Origin of the sequence: Mucilaginibacter sp. SMC90 (assembly GCF_022811725.1) — a bacterium.
In the GTDB taxonomy this organism is placed as follows: domain Bacteria; phylum Bacteroidota; class Bacteroidia; order Sphingobacteriales; family Sphingobacteriaceae; genus Mucilaginibacter.
Genome location: NZ_CP094527.1, coordinates 2,886,291 through 2,912,313 on the forward strand (window position 1 = coordinate 2,886,291; position 26,023 = coordinate 2,912,313).

At 43.4% G+C, this 26,023-nt stretch carries 7 protein-coding genes; all 7 read left to right on the forward strand.

Annotated elements, in window-relative coordinates; all coding sequences use genetic code 11:
- Nucleotides 1–2: 2 nt before the first annotated feature.
- The 7 genes from MTO98_RS12455 to MTO98_RS12485 all read left to right on the forward strand — a co-directional run bounded on the left by MTO98_RS12455 (nt 3) and on the right by MTO98_RS12485 (nt 26,013).
- Nucleotides 3–1,187: a glycosyltransferase gene (locus MTO98_RS12455; protein WP_243486980.1), complete on the forward strand. Its 1,185-nt coding sequence runs from the start codon at nt 3–5 to the stop codon at nt 1,185–1,187.
- Nucleotides 1,188–1,228: 41 nt separating this feature from the next.
- The gene (locus MTO98_RS12460; protein WP_243486981.1) at nt 1,229–2,371 is read left to right on the forward strand and encodes an acyltransferase; all 1,143 of its coding nucleotides are present in this window, start codon (nt 1,229–1,231) and stop codon (nt 2,369–2,371) included.
- Between the two features lie 75 nt (nt 2,372–2,446).
- The gene (locus MTO98_RS12465; protein WP_243486982.1) at nt 2,447–2,998 is read left to right on the forward strand and encodes a WcaF family extracellular polysaccharide biosynthesis acetyltransferase; all 552 of its coding nucleotides are present in this window, start codon (nt 2,447–2,449) and stop codon (nt 2,996–2,998) included.
- Nucleotides 2,999–3,021: 23 nt separating this feature from the next.
- On the forward strand, nt 3,022–3,729 hold the full coding sequence (locus MTO98_RS12470; protein WP_243486983.1) for a thioesterase II family protein: 708 nt from the start codon (nt 3,022–3,024) through the stop codon (nt 3,727–3,729).
- A gap of 13 nt (nt 3,730–3,742) precedes the next feature.
- Nucleotides 3,743–5,365, forward strand: coding sequence for an MBL fold metallo-hydrolase (locus MTO98_RS12475; protein WP_243486984.1), 1,623 nt, complete (start codon nt 3,743–3,745; stop codon nt 5,363–5,365).
- Nucleotides 5,366–5,400: 35 nt separating this feature from the next.
- Nucleotides 5,401–11,700: a non-ribosomal peptide synthetase gene (locus tag MTO98_RS12480; RefSeq protein WP_243486985.1), complete on the forward strand. Its 6,300-nt coding sequence runs from the start codon at nt 5,401–5,403 to the stop codon at nt 11,698–11,700.
- 54 nt (nt 11,701–11,754) lie between these two features.
- Nucleotides 11,755–26,013, forward strand: coding sequence for a non-ribosomal peptide synthetase (locus MTO98_RS12485; RefSeq protein ID WP_243486986.1), 14,259 nt, complete (start codon nt 11,755–11,757; stop codon nt 26,011–26,013).
- Nucleotides 26,014–26,023: the final 10 nt, after the last annotated feature.

A 26,023-nucleotide genomic window follows, 5' to 3' on the forward strand; every position in this document is an offset into this window, starting at 1 on the left:
CAATGCGCATTGTTTTTTTTACGCATCCGCCGTTTTTAGGCTCGCAAAGCATGCCCCGTTTTGCATCAATGTTGGCTAACGGTATGCAGCAACGCGGGCATCAGATTGAAGTTTGGACACCTGAGGCTTATTTTTATAAGCTATCGGCACCAAATAGTTTAAAAAAATGGCTCGGATATCTTGATCAGTATATGATGTTTCCCGGCCAGGTTCGTAAAAGAATAAAATCGTATCCGGGCCAAACATTGTTTGTATTTACTGATCATGCTTTAGGCCCCTGGGTGCCCTTAGTGGCCAACCGTCCGCACGTGATTCACTGTCACGACTTTTTAGCGCAGCAATCGGCCTTTGGCAAAATAAAAGAAAACCCAACAAGTTTTACCGGCAGGTTGTACCAGAAATTTATTCATAAAGGATACTCAAAAGGGAAAAACTTTGTATCTGTCTCTAATAAAACGAGCCGGGACCTTAATGAGTTTTTGATAAAGAAGCCGCAACTTTCGGATGTTGTTTACAATGGCCTTAACCGCAATTTTAAGCCGCTTGAAATTGAAAAATCCCGCCAGGTATTTGGTAAATCTGTAGGTATTGACCTTTCAACCGGGTTCATTTTACACATAGGCGGTAATCAATGGTATAAAAACCGCGAAGGTGTAATTGAAATTTACGAATCCTGGCGAAAGCTCGGCAATGGCAAATTGCCCCTGCTGCTCATTGGCAAAGAGCCCTCATCTGCATTAAAACAAAAACAAGAACAGTCTGCCTTTGCCCGGGACATATTTTTCCTGACCGATATCAATGATGAGCAAACCCTATTAGCCTATGCAGGTGCCACGCTGTTATTGTTCCCATCGCTTGCTGAGGGGTTTGGATGGCCAATTGCCGAAGCAATGGCATCCGGATGTCCGGTAGTTACTACCAACGAAGCACCCATGACTGAAGTTGCAGGCAACGCAGGTTTCCTGATTAAAAAACGCGATGATCAGAAAGGCGGTATAAACTTATGGGCAGATGAAGCTGCCCTTGTTGTAGATCGTGTAATCAATTTATCTCCCGCTGAACGCGAAATCGTGATAGAAAGCGGGATAAAAAACGCTAAACGGTTTCAAACCGAAAACATGCTGAATAATATTGAGGAGATCTACAGGTTTTTGACAAAAAGCTTTGAGATCCGGCTTGAAAAATAGTTGTTTTTCCGGGCCAATGCACCATTATTTAACTTATAAAAATGACTACTAAAGCTTCTAAGGCCGAATCTGCTACTATTGTTTACCTGCGAGGGATAGCGGCATTTGGTGTTGTGCTGTACCACGTGCGGGAGGATTTATGGGTTGGCTGGAACGCTCTGCGCGGATCATCTTCGGCTTCTGCGTTTGATAAAGCTGTTGCCTGGCTATCTATACCCACACCGTTTTTAGGGTCGGGAGTTATCCTGTTTTTTCTTTTAAGCGGCTTTTGCATTTCATTGCCTTATGTTGGCAACAACGCCCGTAAGCTAAATTTAGAAGAATATGCTATCAGGAGGTTCTTCAGGATCTATCCCCCATATTTAATAGCCATAATCGTTACCTTAATAATTGAATTTATCTTATTGAAAGTATATGCGCTGCCGGTTGCACCTTATACCTCGTACCTGGCAAATGTTTTTATGGTTCAAAACTATACAACAGGTGCCTTAACATCAAACGGTGCATTGTGGACCTTGCCGGTTGAATTGGAACTTTATATTGCATTCCCTGTTGTGTTTTATTTACTCAAAAACTGGGGTAACAAAGCGCTGATAATTATTACAGGTATAGTATCACTAATTGCACTCTGTCTTTTTATCAGCGGCCAGTTTTGGCTGGGATCTGATTTTGCCATGTATTGGGTTGTTTGGTGTGCCGGTGTTTTACTTGCACGGGAATATGCCAACGGTACTTTAGGTAAACCTTCGGGCTGGTTGTTGATAACGGCGGTAGTGGCAATTGGGTTAGCGGTTGTGCTTCAGGTGCGTGGTGTACCTTCACCATATCTTGAATTGCTATTCGGCTTTTTCTACCTGATGCTGCTATGGTTGGGTATTAGTACCGAACACCAATGGAATAAATATATTCCAGGTGGCATTGTTAAAGCCATGAACGTATTAGGTACCTGTTCATTTTCGCTGTACCTGATCCACAAACCTGTTTTTAGGTTAATTGGCATTGTCTGGAGTAACTACTTTGGTGGTAAGCCGGTTAATTTTTTGATCCCCGTTGGTTTTTCAATACTCATGGTTTTTATAGCATGGGGTTTTTATCTGCTTATTGAAGCCCCAACACACGCTTTGGCTAAAAAACTCTCCCGCACTAAAAAACAACCGGCGGTCATAGTGCCTGTAAACGAATAGGTGCGGTATTAGGCCCACTGATTAAACAAGTAAAGAATTTAATAAATCGAAGATTAGTAATCATTTTATTATTTCATGCAAACAGATCTTTCAAAGTTTACTATCGGCAATTATAAAAACGGCAGCAAAATAAAAGTGACGGTTTGGTACTTTATCAACTATTTTATTTTTAACAGTGCCTTTCCTTGGCCCTACAAATTCAAAGTAGCTTTACTTCGTCTTTTCGGCTCAAAGGTGGGTAGTGGTGTTGTTATCAAAACAAAAGTTAAAATAAAAAATCCCTGGAGGCTTACTATAGGCGATCATACCTGGATAGGCGAATCGGTTTGGATCGATAATCTCGAAGATGTAAGCATTGGCAAAAATGTTTGTATTTCGCAGGATGCCATGCTGCTTACCGGTAATCATGACTATACCAAAACTGATTTTCCTTACCGACTCGGTAAGATCACACTTGATGACGGAACCTGGATCGGTGCAAAAAGTGTGGTGTGCCCGGGTGTTGTTTGCCGTAGCCATTCCATTTTAACGGTTAACTCTGTCGCCACAAAGGATTTGGAGCAGTGGAGCATCTACTCAGGAAACCCGGCCTCATTTGTAAGGGTCAGAAAAGCGTTAACCGATTAAAATGCCAGTGTTCAGAAACAAAAATGAGCGAAAAGATCAATTTAATTTGCCTGCCGTTTGCCGGCGGGAACAGGTATTCATACAGACCACTATTTACCGAAACCTCTGCCATATTTAATGTAGTAACACTTGAATATCCCGGCAGGGGAACAAGAATTTTTGAAGAGCTTACAGCGGATATTAATAAGCTTGTTAATGACCTGTTTAACCAGCTGAAGCCTATTTTGAGTAAAGGTGATTATGCGCTTTACGGGCATAGCCTCGGAGGGCTTTTAACATATTTACTTGCGGTAAAAATCCGCGAAAATAATTATAAGTTGCCCCTGTATCTTTTTATAACAGGTACTTCGGGGCCTTCGGCTCCATCAAGGCTCACAAAAAAGTTCCACTTATATCCTCATAAAGAATTTATAGATGAGGTGATCATATTGGGCGGTATGCCCGACGAGATCTTGCAGGACAGTGCCATGATGGAATTTCTTGAGCCAATCATTCGTAATGATTTTAAAGTGAGTGAAACATATGTGCATCAGGCTGCCGAACCGCTGAATATTCCATTTACCGTTATCACAGGTACTGACGAAGATCTTACAGCTGAAGAAGTTTTGCTGTGGCAAAATGAAAGTATCGAAGCTGTTGATTTTATACAACTGCAGGGTGATCACTTTTTTATAATGCAACACAAGGATTTTATTATCAATGCCATTGCTGAAAAGCTAAAAAACAATTAGAATCATTTTAGTCATGAACGAGGAACAATTATACCTGAAACCCAATGTGGTAATTGAGCCGCTGGTAGATAAATGGTATGCCTGGAGCCATTTAATTTCACCTGCAACTGCCGCCATGAATATAGTTGGAAGGCATCTGGCCATTATCGAATCATATTTGATGGCCCCTGCTATTCATGCCAATGCTGTACTTAACCCTAAAATGAAAGGCGGCCCCTTCATGGATTTTGGCGGCGGAAGAATTGATGAGGTAACTGAACTTCAGGATCAATCGCTCGAGAAACAAAAAAACGTTATTGAGTTTGCTAAAGCGATAAAAACGTTAGACAGGTTGCTGGATAGTGAAGCAACAGGTTATGGCTTAGAGGATCTGTACAAGAAGGTTCCTGAAATTTTAAAAGGGTATGTAGAATTGTATTATGATCGGAATAACAATCCAGGGTTCCGTTTTTTTGAATCACTATTATACCAAAGCGAATTTTATAACAAAAGTTCACAAAGCCTTGCAATGTGGATCACCAATAACGATGAACGTCCGTTTTGTCTTAGCACGCCACGCCTTAACGAGCCCAATGTGCTAAGCCTTGATGTTCCATTTGACCATGCCTGTATTGATGCGTTAGCCAAAATGAAGCGGGCCCCCAATAGTTACGCAGCCATTAAGCAAATTTGCGGGATCACCCCGGAGCAGGAGCCCTTGTTTAAAACGTTCTTTACAGAAACACCTCCGCCCCCCTATGAAAAATATACCGGCGATAAGATCAGGATGCGCTATTTCGGCCATGCCTGTATCCTGGTTGAAACTAAGGATATCAGTATTTTGGTTGACCCCCTGATCAGTTATTATGGTTATAGCTCGGATGTTCAGCATTTTTCGGATGTTGACCTGCCTGATACAATTGACTATGTGCTGATCACCCATAACCATCAGGATCATATCCTGTTTGAAACCCTGCTGCCTTTAAGGCACAAGATCAAAAACCTGATTGTTCCGCGTACATCAAGCGGCAAACTGGAAGACCCCGATTTGAAGCTGATGTTTAATAGTATCGGTTTTAATAATGTAATGGATATCAGTGAGATGCAAACTATTCATTTTAACGATGCCATTATTACAGGTTTGCCTTTTATAGGTGAGCATAGCGATATGAATATCCTCACAAAAGCTTGCTACCTGGTAAAAATAGGTGATTTTAAATTGCTGTTTTTGGCCGATTCAAGAATTGTTGAGCCACGTTTGTACGAGTTGGTGCACAAGCATATAGGTAACGTTGATGTACTGTTTATTGGTATGGAATGCGATGGGGCTCCGCTAACCTGGTTGTACGGACCATTACTTACCAAAAAATTGGCGAGGGACATGGACGGCAGCAGGCGTCTTGCCGGTTCTGACTGCGATAAAGGAATGGCCCTCATTGATATTTTTGAACCTAAAGAAGCATACGTTTATGCGATGGGCCAGGAACCATGGGTTGAGTTTATCAGCAGTATCAAATACACCGACGAATCGAACCCCATTGTACAATCTGATAAGCTGGTAAAGCTATGTACAGAACGGGGAATAGTTGCCGAACGTCTTTACGGCGAAAAGGAACTATTGTACAATAAACAGGTAGATAGTCTTATCGAACAATAACCATCCGGTAATTTAAGTATTCATAAAACAGTAGCATGTCAAGGCTTCAGTTTCCATTACATCCCGCACAACGCGAGGTTTACATTAATCAGCTTTTAAATATGGATAGTCCGCAATATAATATTGGCGGGTATATCGTATTGAAAGGCGATTTGAACGTGGAGAAATTTCACGAAACCGTGGGCTCGCTTCCTTTTGTGTTTGATGCTTTTAAAATGAGTTTTGACTTTAAGTCACCGGATTTTATTTATCAGCTAAATACCGAAATTAATGAGTGTGAATTAATTGAAGCAGATTTTAGTACACAGGCCGATCCCGGGGCCGAGGCTAAAATATGGATGCAACAAGCTTTCAGTATCCCATTTGATTTAGCCGGTGGAACTACTCCTTATGAACACTATCTGATAAAGATTGCCGACAATGAGCATTGGTTTTTAATGAAATATCATCATTTAATTACCGATGGTTATGGAGTTGGTGTAAGTGTTGAATACCTGGCAAAAAAATACCGGTCGCTTGTTGCAGGTGAGCCGTTTATTTTCAATGCGCCGTTTTACCAGTTTGAAACGGTTCGTGCTAACGAATATTATAATTCAGAAAGCTATAAAAAGGATGGCGATTACTGGAAAGGGAAAATTGCTGCTAAACCCGAAAAACTGCTTTCAAAGAGATACCCTCAATACAATAATGAAGGTAAAACAGGAACTACCTTTAATATTGATATTTCAAATAATCAAAAAATACAGCTTGAACATGTTCAGCTTATTTGCAATGCCAGCTTACAACAGTTAACGATTGCGGCACTGATTATATATTTTGGAAAAATTACATCTTTAACCGATTTTGTGATTGGCACTCCGGTTCACAAACGCGGGGCAAGACAGCAAAGGGGCACAGTGGGCATCTTTACCGGCGCGCTCCCCTTTAAAGGAAATTACAAAGAAGAGCAAACGCTGGCCGGGTTGCTTGCTGAAATTATAAGCACCCAAAAACAGGATTACCGGCATTATAATTACCTGACAGAAGATTTGAGCCGCGCCCTTAAAATCAATCCGGCGGTTGATAGTTTGTATGATGTAATCGTAAACTACGAGCCGCTTAACCTTGATTTAAATTTTGGAGAAGCCATTGAAGCGTGCCTTTTGCGGCTGGCTAATGAAAGCGAGCGTACGCCTTTGCAATTATGCTGGCGCGATTATAGTGAACAACAAAGCCTGCAATTACAGATCCAGTTTTGTTACGAATACTTCACGCACAAAGAAATTGAGCTTTTGGGTGAGCGTATCTTTCATATAATCATACAATTGCCCGAGTTTCTGAATAAAAGTGTAAAGAGTATTGATATTTTGCCGGTTAGGGAGCACGATTTACTTTCAGTATTCAGCACATCTGATCAGTATATCAACGATGATATAGCTCGGCATGTGTCAATAATTACGGCTTTTGAAAAACAGGCAGCCTTCAGTTACGGATCTGATGCATTGGTGTTTGAAGAAGAGGTTTTAAGTTACCATGAACTCAATGCTCGATCAAACAAGATAGCTAATTACCTGAAAGGGTTAGGGGTAGGAAAAGAAACGCTGGTTGCAATTTGCATTGAGCGCAGTATTGAAATGATAACCGGCATTTTAGGTATCCTGAAAGCCGGCGGCGCTTATGTACCGGTAGACATTGATTATCCCAGCGAACGGATCAGCTATATCCTCAATGATACAAGTGCAAAAATTATCCTAAGCAGCAAAGCGGGGAGTACCAAACTTTTCAATCAGAACGCAATGATTGTTGAGCTGGATAATGAACCGCTAATAGAAGTTCAAAGCAGCGAAAATTTAAATGCTGCCATAGGTTCAGGGCAGCTTGCATATGTGATGTACACCTCTGGTTCAACAGGTAAACCCAAAGGGGTAATGGTTGAACATGGCGGAGTAGTAAATCTTGCGGCCAGCCAGGCTTCAGCATTAAAATTGGCTCCCGGCATGCGCACATTGCAGTTTGCATCTATCGGCTTTGATGCTTCCAGCTATGAAGTTTTCAATACTTTTTTAAGCGGCGGCTGTTTGGTATTATGTAAGAAGGAAGTATTACTATCGGCCGAAGAATTTAAGAAACTACTTAATAAGCAAAAGATAGAATTAGCAGTAGTTCCGCCTTCATTTCAACAAGCTATCGCCGATTCGCTGGGAACAGTTAAAACCATAGTTTCTGCGGGTGAGGCTTTAAACGAAGTTGTCGGAACATATATACAATCACAGGGTGTAAGGCTGATCAATGCTTATGGTCCAACCGAAAATACAGTATGTGCAACCCTAAGCGATGAGCCTGTCCGGGCCGATAAAGTCATAACCATTGGAAGGCCTATCGCTAATACACAGGTTTATATCCGCAACCAATCTGGCGAATTGAGCCCGATAGGTGTGCCAGGTGAGATCTGTATCGGCGGTGTGCAGGTAGCGAGGGGATATCTGAACCAACCTGAACTGACTAAAGAAAAGTTCATTAATGATCCATATAGCGAGGAGCCAAACGCGAGGTTATACAGAACGGGCGACCAGGGGAGATGGCTTGCAGATGGTAACATTGAATACCTGGGGAGGATAGACGACCAGGTAAAGATCAGGGGATATAGAATTGAGCTTGGCGAGATCGAACAGGTATTGCTGCAAAACGAAAATGTAAGGCAGGCAGTAGTATTGGCGAGAGCCGATAAGCAAGACACCAAACGCCTGACAGCCTATGTGGTGATAGAAGATGCAGCTTACGACAAACAGGAGTTGCAAAACTACCTGGGTGAAAGGCTGCCTGAATACATGGTGCCGCGGTTATGGGTAAGACTGGACAGCCTGCCGTTAACGCCAAATGGCAAAACGGATAAAAAGGCATTGCCTGAAGCGGAAACAAGTCATGAAGAAAGTTATACTGCGCCGCAGACAACCACAGAGAAGCAACTGGGTAAAATCTGGGAAGAGCTATTGGGGGTAGAGAAAATCGGCACAAAAGATAATTTCTTCGAGCTTGGCGGCCATTCATTGCTGGCCATGCGTGTGATCTCACAGGTAAGAAAGGAATTGAACAAGGAGTTGACGATCCGCGATTTGTTTGTATATCCAACGATTGAAGGCCTTGCCAAACAACTGGAAGAAGAAACACAGATAGCTGGCAGTATTATAAAAAGTGTAAAGCCACGGCCGCAATATATTCCGCTGTCGTACAGCCAGGAAAGATTGTGGTTTATCGACAGGTTGGAGGGGAGTGTACAATATCATATCCCGGCGGTAATTAAATTAACAGGAGAGGTAAATACATCAGCACTGGAAAATGCGCTAAAAGAAGTAGTAGAGCGTCACGAGGTACTGCGTACAGTGATCAGGGAACACGACGGGCAGGGCTACCAGTGTATTAAAGCCAACAGTTGGGCATTAAAGCAAAGCGGGGCAAACGAAAGCGAAACAACATTAAAAGACTACATCAGTAAAGAAGTAAGAAAGCCATTTGATCTGTCGCAAGATGATATGTTGCGTGCAGAGCTGATCAGGACGGGGCAAAACGAATACTTATTACTATTAGTATTGCACCATATAGCAGCCGACGGTTGGTCGATGCCTGTACTGGTATCTGAGTTCAGCAAGCTTTACAACAGTTTAAGTAACAACGAAACAACAGAGCTAAAAACACCTGAGATCCAATATTCGGATTATGCGATCTGGCAAAGGGGGGATCTGGATGCAGCGAAACTGCAAAGCAAATTAGGCTATTGGCATGAAAAGTTAGCAGGTACGGCCACGTTGGAGTTGCCCATTGACCATATGCGCCCTGCATTACAAAGCAGTAAAGGTGCCATTCATGAGTTTATGATAGGCAAAGAGCAGTCATCAAAACTGCAAAAGCTAAGCATTGAGCAAGGAGCAACGCTGTACATGACGCTGCTGTCGATATTTAAAGTGCTGCTTTACCGTTACAGCGGCCAGGAAGATATCTGCATAGGTACGCCTGTAGCAAACCGCGACAGGGAGGAAACCACCAAGCTGATCGGCTTTTTTGTGAACACACTTGCGCTTAGAACAAACCTGAGCGGTGAAGAAGCATTTACAGAGCTGCTATCCAAAGTAAAGCAAACTACGCTGGAAGCCTATGGTAACCAGGAAGTACCGTTTGAAAAAGTAGTAGAAGCAGTAGTAACGGAAAGGGATCTGAGCCGGAGCCCATTGTTCCAGGTGATGTTTGTGCTGCAGAATGCAGGAACTGTATTGGATCTGGAACTTGGTAATATAAAAGCCACTATAGAACGTGCAGGTGATACTTCGAGCAAATATGATCTGACTTATAACGCAGAAGAAACCAAAGATGGGATCCGGTTTGTAGTAGAGTACAATACCGATTTATATGAGGCAGCAACCATTGCAAGAATGGCTGGGCATTATGCCGAGTTGATTGCGTTGGTAATCAGCAAGCCAGCAACTCAAATCAATAAACTGCAATTGCTAAGCAAAGCAGAGGAATATGAATTACAACAATTCAACGAAACAGCGGCGGCCTATCCAAAAGAAGAGAATATCATCAGCCTATTTGAGGCGCAGGTAAAAGCTACACCAACAGCAATAGCTTTGGTGTTTGAGGAAGAAACGATAAGCTACCAGGAACTGAACGAGCAATCAAACAGGGTAGCCAACTACTTAAAAACACAAGGCGTAACCAAAGAAACCCTGGTAGCAATTTGCACCGAAAGGGGCATCAATATGATGGCAGGCATCCTCGGGATCCTGAAAGCAGGTGCAGCCTATGTACCTGTTGATACTGATTACCCGAAAGAGCGGATCAGCTATATCATTGAAGACGCAAATGCCCAAATTATATTAAGCACCAGTATTAAAAAAATAATATTGGAGGATGTTAATGTCCAGGTTGTTGAACTGGATAATAACCAGGAAATACGATCACAAAGCAGCGAGAACTTAAATACTTCCATTGGCCCTAACCAATTGGCGTACATCATGTACACATCTGGTTCAACAGGCAAGCCTAAAGGTGTAATGGTTGAGCATGGAAACGTTATCAGTCTTGTAAAAAATGCATGTTACTTTGAGGCCTGCCATGAAGATACGCTGCTGGTAACAGGTTCGCCATCATTTGACGCAACTACTTTTGAATATTGGAGCATACTGCTCAATGGCGGAAAACTGATTCTTTGTAGCGATAAAGACCTTTTTAATAGTAACACACTTAAAAAGCTTATATTACAGCATAAGGTAACCGTAATGTGGTTTACATCAAGCTGGTTTAATCAGCTTGCTGATGACGCTCCCGAGGTATTGAAAGGGTTAAACACCGTATTGGTTGGGGGCGAGAAACTCTCGGTTCCGCATATCAAAAAAATACGGTCGATATATCCGGCTTTAAAGCTTATAAACGGCTACGGCCCAACAGAAAATACTACCTTTTCATTAACCTATCCTATAGCCGAAATTGGCAGTGACGGAATAATCCCGGTAGGCAGGCCTTTAAATAATCGCAAGGCATATATTCTTGGTCCTGCGCAACAGCTAAATCCTGTTGGTGTATTTGGAGAGGTGTGGGTCGGTGGGGCCGGCGTATCGCGCGGTTATCTGAATCAGCCAGAGTTAACAAGCCAGAAATTTATCAAGAACCCTTTTACAGATGCCAATGAGCTGATGTATAAAACAGGTGATATCGGTCGTTGGCTTTCCGATGGAAACATCGAATATAAAGGAAGAACAGACGATCAGGTAAAGATCAGGGGCTACCGGGTTGAACTTGGAGAGATAGAAAATGTATTATTACAAAGCGGCCTGGTAAACCAGGCTGTTGTGATAGCCCGTCCCGACAATAAAGGCGTTAACCGTTTAACAGGATATATAGTTGCGGATGCAGCTTTAGATAAGCAGAAACTTCAGGATTATTTGCACACGCAAATGCCCGATTATACAGTGCCCCGTTTATGGGTACAACTTGAAAGCTTTCCGCTTACTGTAAATGGCAAAATAAACAAACGCGCTTTGCCTGAAGCCGAATTGTCGGCAGCACAAGGCTTCGTTGCCGCACGAAATGAAATAGAAAAACAGCTTACAGCTATCTGGCAGGAATTGCTGGGTATAAATCCGATAGGTATTTATGATAACTTTTTTGAACTGGGTGGGCATTCGGTATTAGCCATGCGCGTTGTCCATTACGTTGAAAAAGAGCTTGCAATAGCTATGCCTATCAGTGTGCTGTTTCAGTTTGCTTCTATTAGCGAGTTAAGTAAATACATCACCGTCCGTAAAAATAATAAAGAAACCAATCAAGCATCAACATCATCATTTACCATAGTTGATATATAAGAAGAAAAACCTGATCCTGTTCCCTCTAATCCCCGTTTTTCAAAAAAGTAGTACATGAAAGAACTGTTTACTAAAGCTATTGATATTTTATACCTGGCCGAACAAAATGATGTAAAAATCATATTGAACGGAGATCGTCTGCAACTTCAGGTTCCTGAAAATGCAACTGTCGATCCGTTGCTTATCGACGAAATCAGGGAGAATAAAGAGGCGATCATTGCTTTTTTAAAGCAGGATAGTTGGAATGCAAAAACAAACATTGAAGGGTCTGGTAAAATAACATCTTTCGACAGAAACATCGTTACAAATATCCCGGTATCATTTAGCCAGGAGCGTTTATGGTTTATTGACCGTTTGCAGGGCAGTTTGCAATATCATTTATCCGAAGTGCTTTTATTAAATGGGAGCCTGGATATCAATGCACTGGAAAATACTTTTAAAACCATCGTTAACCGTCATGAGGTGCTTCGCACTGTGATCCGGGAAAAAGAAGGGGTTGCTTACCAGGAAATAAAAGCTGTGGACGGTTGGCATTTAGGCTGTGACCTTTCGGGTACTTATCTGAACGGTACCGAAGAATTGAAAGAGCGAATTAGTTCACTTATTGAAAAGCCTTTTGACCTTGCCGCTGATGATATGCTTCGTGCCGATGTGATCTGGCTTGAAAATGGAACACATATATTGGTGATCACCATGCACCACATTGCGGGGGACGCATGGTCAATGCCCATCCTGGTACAGGAAATTGCCGCTTTGTACAAGGCATATTCAAAAAATGAAATACTTGAGTTGCCTGCATTACCTCTGCAATTTGCCGACTTTGCGCTATGGCAACGAAACCCTTTGCACGAACAGCAACTGGAAAGCAAACTGGAATATTGGAAGCAAAAACTTGCAGATGTTCAGCAACTACAGTTACCGGCAGATAGTATCAGGTCATCAGGTGCTGTTGTTAACGGTTCAACATTAACGTTCAACATTGGCAATGATCTCACATCAGCATTACATAAATTAAGCCAGCGAAACGGAGCAACATTATATATGACCCTGCTCACCGCTTTCAAGGTATTGCTTCACAGGTACAGTGACCAGGAGGATATTTGTGTTGGTACATCAATAGCCGGAAGGCCGCAGCAAGAGCTGGAACACTTGATTGGCTTTTTTGTAAATACCCTTGCGCTTCGTGACCAGGTAAGCGGCCAGGCTACATTTAACCAGTTACTTGCACAGGTAAAGCAAACTGTACTTGACGCTTTTACCCACCAGGATGTACCCTTTGAGCGGGTTGTTGAAGCAACTGTAAAAGAACGGGAAGCTGGCGTTAGTCCGCTGTTTCAGGTAATGCTTGTTTTGGGTAACACTCCTGAAATTCCGGCTATAACCCTTGGCAACCTGGAGTTGTCCGGATACGGAATAGAGCATAAAACAGTAAAGTTTGATCTTACCTTTTTTGTAACGGAAACAAAATACGGCTTAAAATGGGCGGTACAATACAATACCGATTTGTATAACACTGCGCGTATCAGGCGCATGGTCAGGCATTTTGAAACTTTACTGATCTCCATCGTATCAAACCCTGATATGAAGGTTGGTAAATTAAGGCTCTTGAATCGTAAGGAAGAGCTCTGGCTTGTAAAAAACGAACGCAGCCACTGCGCATATATCGCAAACGAAACTATAATTGAACTGTTTTTGGCGCAGGCATTGCAAAATCCTGATTTAAAGGCAGTTACATTTGAAGGAAAGTCTTTAACGTATCGTGAGTTACATGTACGCTCTAACCGGCTTGCACATCATTTGCAACGTTACGGTGTAAAAGCAGATGTACTGGTGCCTGTTTACATGGAACGTGGCATGGATATGATCGTAGCTATTTTGGGAATTCTTAAATCGGGAGGCGCATATGTACCAATTGATACTGATTTTCCATCGGATCGTGTAAAACATATACTGGATGACACTCGGGCTGGAGTTATTGTGAGCAGCAGCAAGTTTGCCGACCGCGCTTTGGCTATTACCGAATACCAAAAGGTGCTGGAATTGGATAACATGGATTGGGAACTTTCCCTCGAACCGGAAAACGACCCTGAATTATTCCCGTCGTCCAGTCATTTGGCATACGTAATTTACACATCTGGCTCAACCGGTAAACCTAAAGGCGTGCTGATAGACCATGATAGTTTGTTAGATTACGTATATGGTTTAAATGAGCGCACCGGTATCAGCGAATGCGAAACCTTCGGCCTGATGTCGACCATCGCAACAGACCTTGGCAATACTGTATTATTCAGTTCGCTGGCTTACGGTGGTACACTGCATGTTTTCTCTAAAGAAACGGTAAGCAATGTACACCAGATCCACAACTATTTTGGTCAGCACCAGATTGATTGCATTAAAATTGTACCATCGCACTGGAAAGCGCTTTCTCCTGATACAGATGTACCATTACTACCGGCAAAGCTGCTCATCTTTGGCGGCGAAGCCTTGCCTAAAGAAACCGTAACCCGTATTGCACGTTACAGCGCTTGCAGGGTTATTAACCATTACGGCCCTACTGAAACCACTATCGGTAAGTTATTATATGAGGCAACCGATAAATTGATTGAGGGTGCCCGTGTTCCTGTTGGTCGCCCGTTTTCAAACACAATCGTTTACGTTTTGGGTAAAGAAATGGAACGCTGCCCCATAGGTATCCCCGGCGAACTTTACATAGGTGGCCGCGGCCTTGCTCAGGGGTATCATCGCTTACCTAAATTAACCAATGAGAAGTTTATTGCCGATCCGTATCGCAGGGAGGGATCACGGATCTACCGTACCGGCGACCGCGTAGTTATGCGGGCTGATGGTAATATCGAATACCTGGGCCGCATGGATGATCAGGTAAAAATAAGGGGCTACAGGGTAGAGCCGGGCGAAATTGCCCTCGTGCTTGAGCACAGTAAGCATGTAAATCAGGCCGCGGTAATAGCCATTGATGATAAACTGGGCAACAAGCAACTGGTAGCCTATATTGTGCCATCGGCAAAATTTGATCCGGTTGACCTGAATATCTATCTGAAGGAACATTTGCCCGATTACATGCTGCCTTCGCATCTTATCCAGCTTTCGGCAATCCCATTAACGGCTAATGGTAAGATAGATCGTAAGGCCCTGCCGCATCCTGAAGTACAGGCATCTGGTAAGGAATTTACAGCTCCCCGTAATAAAGTTGAAAGCAAGCTTTCTGAGATCTGGCAAAATATCCTGGAGATAGAGGAAATAGGCATCAACGACAACTTCTTTGAACTCGGCGGCCATTCATTATTGGCGGTAAAGTTGATTTCTGAAGTTAGAAAAGCCTTTGAACAAGACCTTTCTATTGGCGAAGTATTCGATTATCCAACAATCGGTTCGTTGTCTTCACGCTTAGGTCGTGCGGAACAAAATATATCAGCGGGCATCATCGCAGGGCCTCGTCCTGAACTTATCCCGCTGTCATACAGCCAGGAACGTTTATGGTTTATTGACCGGATGTCGGGCAGTGTACAATATCATGTACCTGCTGTATTTAATTTATCAGGTACATTAAATATCGATGCCCTGCAAAATACGTTTCGGGCAATTGTGAACCGTCATGAAATATTGCGTACGGTGATCTTTGAACAGGATGGACAAGGATATCAGCATGTAAAACTTGCAAACACCTGGGAGTTAAAACAAACTGACGCAAAAGAATACGAGGATCAGCATTTAGCGCTTGAGCAATATATCAGGTTACAGGTAGCACAGCCATTTGATTTATCGAAAGATGACATGCTGCGCGCCGAACTGATAAAAGTTAATGAAAACGAATCCACTCTTGTTTTAACCATGCATCATATTGCTTCAGATGGCTCTTCATCGGCAATATTGGTAAAAGAATGGCTTGAGTTATATAATGCTTTTTCGACTAACAGGGAGCCGGTGTTGCCCGTATTGGCAGTACAGTATCCTGATTATGCTATCTGGCAAAGAACAAATTTACAAGGCGACCTGCTAACTACAAAGTTGGCCTACTGGCAACGGAAATTAGCCGGTGTTATTACCCTGCAATTACCGGCCGACCGTCAGCGCCCGGCAGAACAAAGCACTAACGGTGCATTGTATGAATTTGCGATAAGCGAAGATGTTACTAAAGGATTGCACGCGCTGAGTGTGCAAAACGGCGTATCGCTTTACATGACGCTGCTATCTGCCTTTAATGTTTTATTATACCGTTACAGCGGGCAGGAAGACCTTTGCGTAGGCAGCCCGATAGCAAATCGTAATCAGCCTGAAATAGCTGATTTGATAGGTTTCTTTGTAAATACCTTAGCTATCCGGAGCCATCTGGGTGCAGAAATGTCATTTACAGCACTTTTGGCACAGGTAAAACAAACCATGCTCGAAGCTTATGAGCACCAGGATGTGCCGTTTGAAAAAGTAGTAGAAGCTGTTGTTAAAGAGCGGGATTTGAGCCGGAGCCCGCTGTTCCAGGTAATGTTTGTATTGCAGAACACTGCCCGCATCCCCGAATTGCAGCTTGGCGATTTGACCCTTCAGCAAACTCAGGATGCGCATCAAACAGCTAAGTTTGATATTACGCTATTTGTAATTGAATCAGAAAATGGCTTACGTGCCGGGTTGGAGTACAATACTGATCTTTATAATGAGCTAACCATTAACGGTATGGCGGGTCATTATAGCCAATTGCTGAATGCTGTAGTTGATACTCCGAATGAATTGGTTAGCCGTTTAAATATGATTGGCGAGGCTGAAAGTAAACAGCTTGAAATATTTAACGCTACAAGAGCTGATTACACAGGAGAAGGAAACGTTATCAGCCTGTTTGAAGAACAGGTTACAAAAAATCCTGATGCAATAGCCTTGGTTTTTGAAAACGAAGAATTAAGCTATAGGGTTTTAAATGAACGCTCAAATCAGTTGGCAAGATACCTGCAAAAGCAGGGTGTAACCAATGAAACTTTGGTGCCTGTTTGTATAGAACGGGGTTTGGGAATGATCATTTCTATTCTCGGTATTCTGAAAGCCGGCGGCGTTTATGTGCCTGTTGATCCTGATTTTCCGCAGGAAAGGATTGATTATATGGTAGCCGATACCGGTGCATTGGTGTTGGTGAGCAGTATACAAAGCAGCAAACGGATCTTGAGTTCGGTTACCCTGGTGATTGAAATAGATGGAAAACAGGAACAGGATATTGCTAATGAAAGTAAAGCCAGCCTTGATATAAATATCGACGCTGAGCAGTTGATCTATATCCTTTATACTTCGGGCTCAACAGGCAAGCCAAAAGGCGTAATGATGCCGGAGCGGGCTATGTTTAACTTATTAAACTGGCAGGAAACGCAGTTTAAAAATAAAAACCGCAGGGTTTTACAATTTGCTGCTTACACGTTTGATGTAAGCTTCCAGGAGATCTTTTCAACACTTTGCTTCGGAAATACACTGTGTCTTATCGATGGCGATACCCGCCGTGATATGAATGCCTTAATTGATCATATCGTTAAATATGAACTGACGCACTTATTTTTCCCGGTGGTTGTGTTGCAAAATTTAGCAGAGCAGATCATTTCTGATCCGAAAATTTCACTTTTGGTAGAGGAGATCATCGTTGCCGGTGAACAATTGAAGATCACAGATGAAGTAAGGACCTTGATCCGCAGTGCCGATATCAAAGTGATCAATCAGTATGGGCCTACAGAGGCACATGTGGTAAGCAGTTTTACTGTTGATAGTTCAACCATTTCAGTTTTGCCGCCTATCGGCGCGCCAGTATCCAACACGCAGATCTATATCAGAAGCGCCTCCGGCGAATTGAGCCCCTTAGGCGTACCAGGAGAGATCTGTATCGGCGGTGTACAGGTAGCAAGAGGATATCTGAACCAGCCGGAACTGACGAAAGAAAAGTTCATCGCAGACGCATATAGTGAAGAACCCAACGCTAAACTTTACCGTACCGGCGATCAGGGCAGATGGCTTGCAGATGGCAACATTGAATACTTGGGCAGGATAGATGACCAGGTAAAGATCCGTGGTTACCGGATTGAACCTGGTGAAATCGAACAGGTATTGCTGCAACATGAAAATGTAAGGCAGGCAGTAGCACTGGCCAAAGCAGATAAACAAGGTACAAAACGCCTGACTGCCTATGTGGTCATGGACGAAACCGCCTACGATAAACAGGAGTTGCAAAATTACCTGGGCGAACGGCTACCTGAATATATGGTGCCAAGGCTTTGGGTAAACTTACAAAGTTTACCGTTAACACCAAATGGCAAAACGGATAAAAAGGCACTGCCTGAAGTGGAAACAAGCCACGAAGAAAGCTATACCGCACCGCAAACAGCAACAGAAAAGCAACTGGCCAAAATATGGGAAGAGCTGCTTGGTGTAGAAAAGGTAGGTACAAAAGATAATTTCTTTGAACTGGGTGGTCATTCGCTGCTTGCGATGCGTGTGATCTCGCAGGTAAGAAAGGAGTTAAACAAAGAGTTAAAGATCCGCGATTTGTTTATGTACCCGGTAATCGCAGATCTGGCTAAACAACTGGAAGGCGAGGACTCGCAAGCAGCAGACAGCACGATAAAAAGCATCAACCCAAGGCCTGAATATATCCCATTGTCCTACAGCCAGGAACGGTTGTGGTTTATCAACAGGCTGGAAGGGAGTGTACAATATCATATTCCTGCTGTATTGAAATTGGATGGCGAAGTAAATATTGTAGCTCTTGAAAACGCACTGAAGGCAATTGTAGAACGCCACGAAGTGCTGCGTACAGTGATCAGGGAGCATGAAGGTCTGGGTTACCAGTATATTAAAGCAAGCGACTGGACATTAAAACAAAGCCAGTCAAGCAATCAGGCGGATCTAAAATCATACATCAGCAAAGAGGTATCAAAGCCATTCGATCTGTCGCAGGACGATATGCTGCGTGCAGAACTGATAGCAACGGGAGCAAGCGAATATGTACTGCTATTAGTGTTGCACCATATTGCAGCCGACGGCTGGTCGATGCCTGTGCTGGTATCGGAGTTCAGCAGCCTTTACAGCAGCTTTAGCAGTAACCAAACTTCAACATTAAAAACCCCTGCGATCCAATATGCGGATTATGCGATCTGGCAAAGGGAGTATCTGGATGCAGCAAAACTGCAGAGCAAACTGAACTACTGGGAAGAAAAATTAACAGGCACAACCACACTTGAACTGCCAACTGATCATATGCGCCCTGCAGTACAAAGCAGCAAGGGTTCAGTATATGAATTTACAATAAACAAAGAAGTAGCAGAAAAACTGCAAAAACTAAGCCTTGAACAGGGCGCAACGCTTTACATGACTTTGCTGTCGGTGTTCAAAGTATTGCTGTACCGTTACAGCGGCCAGGAAGATATTTGCGTAGGCACCCCGGTAGCTAACCGCGATAGGGAGGAAATAGCAGAACTGATCGGCTTTTTTGTAAACACACTGGCGCTCAGAACAAACCTGAATGGCGAAGAAGCATTTACAAAGCTGCTATCCAAAGTAAAGCAAACCACGCTGGAAGCTTACGGTCACCAGGACGTGCCGTTTGAAAAAGTAGTGGAAGCGGTAGTCATAGAAAGGGATCTGAGCAGGAGCCCGCTGTTCCAGGTAATGTTTGTGCTGCAGAATACCGCGGTGATCCCAACGCTTGAACTTGGCGACATCAAAATCACAGGAGAAAGGGCCGGCGACCAGGCAAGCAAATACGACCTGAGCTATAATGCAGAAGAAACCAAAGACGGGATCAGGTTTGTAGTAGAATACAATACCGACCTTTATGAGGCTGAAACTATTGCGAGGATGGCTGACCATTATGCAGAGTTGATCGCATCGGTAACTAAAGAACCTGCAACAAGGATCAATAAACTGCAATTGCTAAGCAAAACTGAAGAAGAGGAGCTAAGCACGTTTAACGAAACGACAGCTGAGTATCCAAAAGAAGAGAATATTATCAGCCTTTTCGAGGCACAGGCAAAAGCTACACCCACTGCTACGGCACTGGTATTTGAGGGTGAAACAGTAAGCTACAACGCGCTGAACGAGCAAGCAAACAAGATAGCACACTACCTGCAAGAACAAGGTGTAACGAAAGAAACACCTATAGCGATATGTATAGAAAGGTGTACGGCAATGATAGCCGGTATCCTGGGTGTCCTGAAAGCAGGCGCAGCTTATGTACCTGTTGATATTGAATACCCAAGAGATCGGATCAGTTATATCCTGGAAGATACAAAGGCTACAATAGTACTGAGCAGCAGTACAGGCAAAGCCAATCTCGAAAAAGCCAATGTTATCGAATTAGATAATAACGAGGAAATAGCAAACCAAAGCAGCGATAACTTAAGCATTACCATTGGTCCAAACCAGTTGGCGTACATCATGTACACTTCAGGTTCAACCGGCAAACCCAAAGGGGTAATGGTGGAGCACCAAAACATCATCAACTACACTTTAGGTTTTGCGAACTACTTCGGGATCACAGCAGCAGATACAGTTCTACAACAATCATCCGTGTCATTTGATACGATGTGCGAGGAAGTTTATCCAGCACTGATCAGCGGTGCAAAAGTTGTGATGGTGAAAGAGGGCGGTAAAGATGTGGATGATATCATACGCTTGATTTCAAAGGAGTCGATAACCATATTAAGTGCGACCCCAACAGTTATAGCCTACCTAAACAAAGAAGCAGGTAATAACAATATAAATACCAAAAGCCTGCGTTATATCATCAGCGGAGGTGAACTGCTGCAGCCGGGCTTTATCGATAACCTTTACCCAACGGTAACTGTGGTTAACAGCTATGGTCCAACGGAGGGAACGGTATGCGCAACCTATTATACTATAGGTGACATCAACAAAGCCGCGCTAATCGGCAAACCGGTGTCTAATACAAAAATCAGGATCCGCAACCAATCCGGCGAATTGAGCCCGGTAGGCGTGCTGGGAGAGATCTGTATCGGCGGTGTACAGGTAGCAAGAGGTTATCTGAACCAGCCGGAACTAACGAAAGAAAAATTTATCACTGACCCGTACAGCGAAGGTCCCAATGCAAGGTTGTACAGAACAGGCGATCAGGGCAGATGGCTTGCAGATGGCAACATTGAATACCTGGGTAGGATAGACGACCAGGTAAAGATCCGTGGTTACCGAATTGAACCTGGTGAAATAGAACAGGTATTGCTGCAACATGAAAATATAAAACAAGCGGTAGTATTGGCGAGGGCCGATAAGCAGGGCACCAAACGCCTGACTGCCTATGTGGTCATGGACGAAACCGCTTACGATAAACAGGAGTTGCAAAATTACCTGGGCGAACGGCTGCCGGAATATATGGTGCCGCGGTTATGGGTAAGACTGGACAGCCTGCCGTTAACGCCAAACGGCAAAACAGATAAAAGGGCATTGCCTGAAGCGGAAACAAGCCATGAAGAAAGCTATACTGCGCCGCAGACAACCACAGAGAAACAACTGGCCAAAATCTGGGAAGAGCTGCTTGGCGTAGAAAAGGTTGGCACAAAAGATAATTTCTTTGAATTGGGTGGTCATTCGCTGCTTGCCATGCGTGTGATCTCGCAGGTAAGAAAGGAGCTAAACAAGGAGTTAAAGATCCGCGATTTGTTTATGTACCCGGTTATCGCAGATCTGGCTAAACAACTGGAAGGCGAGGGCTTGGAAACAGCAGACAGCACGATAAAAAGCATCAACCCAAGGCCTGAATATATCCCACTGTCCTACAGCCAGGAGAGGTTGTGGTTTATCGACAGGTTAGAAGGCAGTGTACAATATCATATCCCTGCTGTATTGAAATTGGAGGGCGAAGTAAATATTGTAGCTCTTAAAAACGCACTTAAGGCAATTGTAGACCGCCACGAAGTGCTGCGTACAGTGATCAGGGAGCATGAAGGTCTGGGTTACCAGTATATTAAAGCAAGCGACTGGACATTAAAACAAAGCCAGTCAAGCAATCAGGCGGATCTAAAATCATACATCAGCAAAGAGGTATCAAAGCCATTCGATCTGTCGCAGGACGATATGCTGCGTGCGGAGCTGATCGCAACAGGAGCAACCGAATACGTGCTGTTACTGGTGTTGCACCATATTGCAGCCGACGGCTGGTCGATGCCTGTGCTGGTATCGGAGTTCAGCAGCCTTTACAGCAGCTTTAGCAGTAACCAAACTTCAACATTAAAAACCCCTGCGATCCAATATGCGGATTATGCGATCTGGCAAAGGGAGTATCTGGATGCAGCAAAACTGCAGAGCAAACTGAACTACTGGGAAGAAAAATTAACAGGCACAACCACACTTGAACTGCCAACTGATCATATGCGCCCTGCAGTACAAAGCAGCAAGGGTTCAGTATATGAATTTACAATAAACAAAGAAGTAGCAGAAAAACTGCAAAAGCTAAGCCTTGAACAGGGCGCAACGCTTTACATGACTTTGCTGTCGGTGTTCAAAGTATTGCTGTACCGTTACAGCGGCCAGGAAGATATTTGCGTAGGCACCCCGGTAGCTAACCGCGATAGGGAGGAAATAGCAGAACTGATCGGCTTTTTTGTAAACACACTGGCGCTCAGAACAAACCTGAATGGCGAAGAAGCATTTACAAAGCTGCTATCCAAAGTAAAGCAAACCACGCTGGAAGCTTACGGTCACCAGGACGTGCCGTTTGAAAAAGTAGTAGAAGCGGTAGTCATAGAAAGGGATCTGAGCAGGAGCCCGCTGTTCCAGGTAATGTTTGTGCTGCAGAATACCGCAGTGATCCCAACGCTTGAACTTGGCGACATCAAAATCACAGGAGAAAGGGCCGGCGACCAGGCAAGCAAATACGACCTGAGCTATAATGCAGAAGAAACCAAAGACGGGATCAGGTTTGTAGTAGAATACAATACCGACCTTTATGAGGCTGAAACTATTGCGAGGATGGCTGACCATTATGCAGAGTTGATCGCATCGGTAACTAAAGAACCTGCAACAAGGATCAATAAACTGCAATTGCTAAGCAAAACAGAAGAAGAAGAGCTAAGCACGTTTAACGAAACAACAGCGGAATATCCGAAAACTGAGAATATTATCAGCCTTTTCGAGGCACAGGCAAAAGCAACACCAGATGCGACAGCATTGGTATTTGAGGGTGAAACAGTAAGCTATCAAGCGCTTAATGAGCAGTCAAATAAAATTGCAAACTATCTAAAAGAGCAAGGAATAAAAAAAGAAAGCTTAGTAGCGATTTGTATAGAGCGCGGCACGGCAATGATTGCAGGTATTCTGGGTATCCTGAAAGCAGGCGCAGCTTATGTTCCTGTTGATATTGAATACCCAAAAGATCGGATTGGCTTTATATTAAATGATACCAAAGCCGGTATTGTGCTGAGCAGCAGTACAGGTAAAGCAAATCTGAGGCATTCAAATATTCAAGTTGTTGAATTGAACAATAACCAGGAGATAGCAAACCAAAGCGGTGATAACTTAAACATCACTATTGATCCAAACCAACTGGCTTACGTTATATATACTTCAGGCTCAACCGGTAAGCCAAAAGGGGTAATGGTTGAGCATGGTAACCTGATCAATTATCTCGTAAATAATAAAACACAGTATATCAGCGGCAGCAACAATCAATCTGGTACGTTTATACATCTCTCTTACACGTTTGATGCCTCGGTTACAGGTTTATTTATGCCATTGATTAGTGGCAGGTCGATAATAATAGCAAGTACAAAATATGACAACGTATTTGAAGATGCTAACCTGTTAAAATATGCGCCTTATGAATTTATAAAAATAACTCCGGCCCATATCAGCTTGTTAAAGGAAGCCACATCTATACAAGACAGAAACAACCTTGCCGACAGATTGGTAATTGGAGGTGAAGCCCTTCGGCTTAACCATTTTGATGGATACCATACTGGTGGATGTAATACTGAAGTCATCAACGAATACGGCCCGACGGAAGCTACAGTGGGCTGCAGCGTTTATAGTTTCAACTTATCAGATAATCTTGAAACTATTCCTTCAGGCATCCCTATCGGTAAACCCATCTCAAATACAACACTGTATATTTTAAATGAGCAGGGTGATCAGCAACCCATAGGAGTAAAGGGAGAACTTTACATTGGGGGGGAAGGTGTGGCACGAGGTTACCTGAACAATGCTGATTTAACAGCTCAGAAGTTTATTAAAGATCCAATCAATAAAAGCGGTCGTCTTTACCGTACGGGTGATACTGCACGCTGGCTGGCTGATGGAAACCTGGAATACCTGGGGCGCGCAGACGACCAGGTAAAGGTCCGTGGTTACAGGATAGAGCCGGGTGAGATTGAAAATGTGTTGTTGCAAAATCCTGAAGTAACCCAGGCTGTAGTGCTTGCCCGGCCCGATAATCAGGGTGCTAAACGCCTTACCGCTTACGTGGTGATGAATGAAAACGCCTACAATAAGCAGCAATTGCAGCAATATCTGCAGGAGCGCTTACCTGAATATATGGTGCCGCGACTTTGGGTAAGGATGGAAAGCTTACCTTTAACTGTAAGTGGCAAAATAGATAAGAAGGCGTTACCCGAAGCGGAGATAAGCGGAGTGATATCGGATACCTATGTTTCGCCGCGTAATCAAACTGAAGAGCAACTGATACAGATCTGGCAGGAACTCCTGAATTTGGATCGTATAGGGATTTATGATAATTTCTTTGAGCTCGGCGGAGATTCCATCTTAACAATCCAGGTAGTAAGCAGGGCACGTAAATACGGGATAGAAATTCAGCCCAAAGATATCTTTTACCACCAGGTAATAGCACGTCTGGCCGAAGCCGTACAGAAAAACGGGGGTAATAAAATCCAAACCGAGCAAGGGGTTCTAAGTGGTGAAGCAGGCTTAGTACCTGTTCAGCAGTGGTACCTCGACAGAAACGAAACAGAGATCTCGCATTATAACCAGGCAGTTTTATTAGCTATTGATAAAAATATCAGCGCAGCTACCCTGCAAAAGTGTTTTGATGTTTTAGTTTCATATCATGATGCTCTAACATTCAAATACACCAATCTTAGTGGCATCTGGAAGCAACACTATGGTACTGCCCGGGTCGAAGTCTTGGTTGAAGATTTGACCAACGTACAGGATTTACATGCAGGCATAAGTGCATCCACTAACGAATATCAGCGTAGCTTGTCAATTACCGAAGGAAGGCTGATCAGTGTGGTTTTGATGAAAACGCCAGATAGCGAAACTGCAAATCGCCTTTCCATTGTTGTGCATCATTTGGCTGTCGATGGCGTATCATTGAGGATCATTTTAAATGATCTGAATACGCTGCTCGATAATATTGCCGCTGGTGAAGAACCTAATTTAGGTGCCAAAGGAAGCTCATACAGGCAATGGCATCAGGCTTTAACCCAATATGGCGAAAGCAAAAGGCTGCTGGCGCAGGAAAAATATTGGGAGCAGATCATCCTTAGCTATAACGCATTACCGGTGGATACAGCATTTAACGGTAAAGCGAAAATGAGCGATATGACTAATATCCGTGTAAAACTTAGCGCGGGATATACTGCTCAGTTGCTGCGCGAAGTACCTAAAGTTTATCACACGGAAATAAACGATCTGTTATTGGCCGCTTTGGCTAACACCTTATGTGGTTGGGTCGAAAAACAAGAGGTAGTGATAGGGCTTGAAGGCCATGGTCGTGAGCCGATAACTGATGAAGTTGATATCAGCCGCACCATGGGTTGGTTTACCAGCCTCTACCCGGTGAAACTCAGGGCCGAAGCAGATGCGGATAAGCTTATAAAAGAAGTTAAGGAAGATTTAAGAAAAGTAGCCGATAAAGGTCTCGGTTTTGGAGTATTAAAATATATCAATAAGGCGGATGGTTTACAGGGAAATGATCCATGGGATATCATGTTTAATTACCTGGGGCAGTTTGATCAGGCTGTAACTGCGGGCAATTGGTTTAACTATGCTAATGAAAATAATGGTGAAGCTGTAAACAAAATGCAGTTTTCGCCGGTTAAAATCACAATAAATAGCTATATTATTGCCGGAGAATTGATAGTAAACTGGAGTTTTAGTAACAAGCATTATATTGAAAAAACAATTAATGATTTGTCGCTAAACTATATAACCTGCCTGTCACAATTAATTGATCACTGTTTGGAACAAGCTAAATCGAAAATAGTATTTACGCCCGCCGACTACGGTTTAGGGGCCGAGATAAATTATCAGGAACTGGATAGATTCCTGGATGATAATGATACGGACAATATCATGAGTTTTTAAGTAACAGGTT

What these genes read in the sequence shown, in the direction of transcription:
- MTO98_RS12475 (WP_243486984.1), top strand. Translation starts at nt 3,743, where the DNA reads ATGAACGAGGAACAATTATACCTGAAACCCAATGTGGTAATTGAGCCG.
- MTO98_RS12465 (WP_243486982.1), top strand. Translation starts at nt 2,447, where the DNA reads ATGCAAACAGATCTTTCAAAGTTTACTATCGGCAATTATAAAAACGGC.
- MTO98_RS12470 (WP_243486983.1), top strand. Translation starts at nt 3,022, where the DNA reads ATGAGCGAAAAGATCAATTTAATTTGCCTGCCGTTTGCCGGCGGGAAC.
- MTO98_RS12480 (WP_243486985.1), top strand. Translation starts at nt 5,401, where the DNA reads ATGTCAAGGCTTCAGTTTCCATTACATCCCGCACAACGCGAGGTTTAC.
- MTO98_RS12460 (WP_243486981.1), top strand. Translation starts at nt 1,229, where the DNA reads ATGACTACTAAAGCTTCTAAGGCCGAATCTGCTACTATTGTTTACCTG.
- MTO98_RS12455 (WP_243486980.1), top strand. Translation starts at nt 3, where the DNA reads ATGCGCATTGTTTTTTTTACGCATCCGCCGTTTTTAGGCTCGCAAAGC.
- MTO98_RS12485 (WP_243486986.1), top strand. Translation starts at nt 11,755, where the DNA reads ATGAAAGAACTGTTTACTAAAGCTATTGATATTTTATACCTGGCCGAA.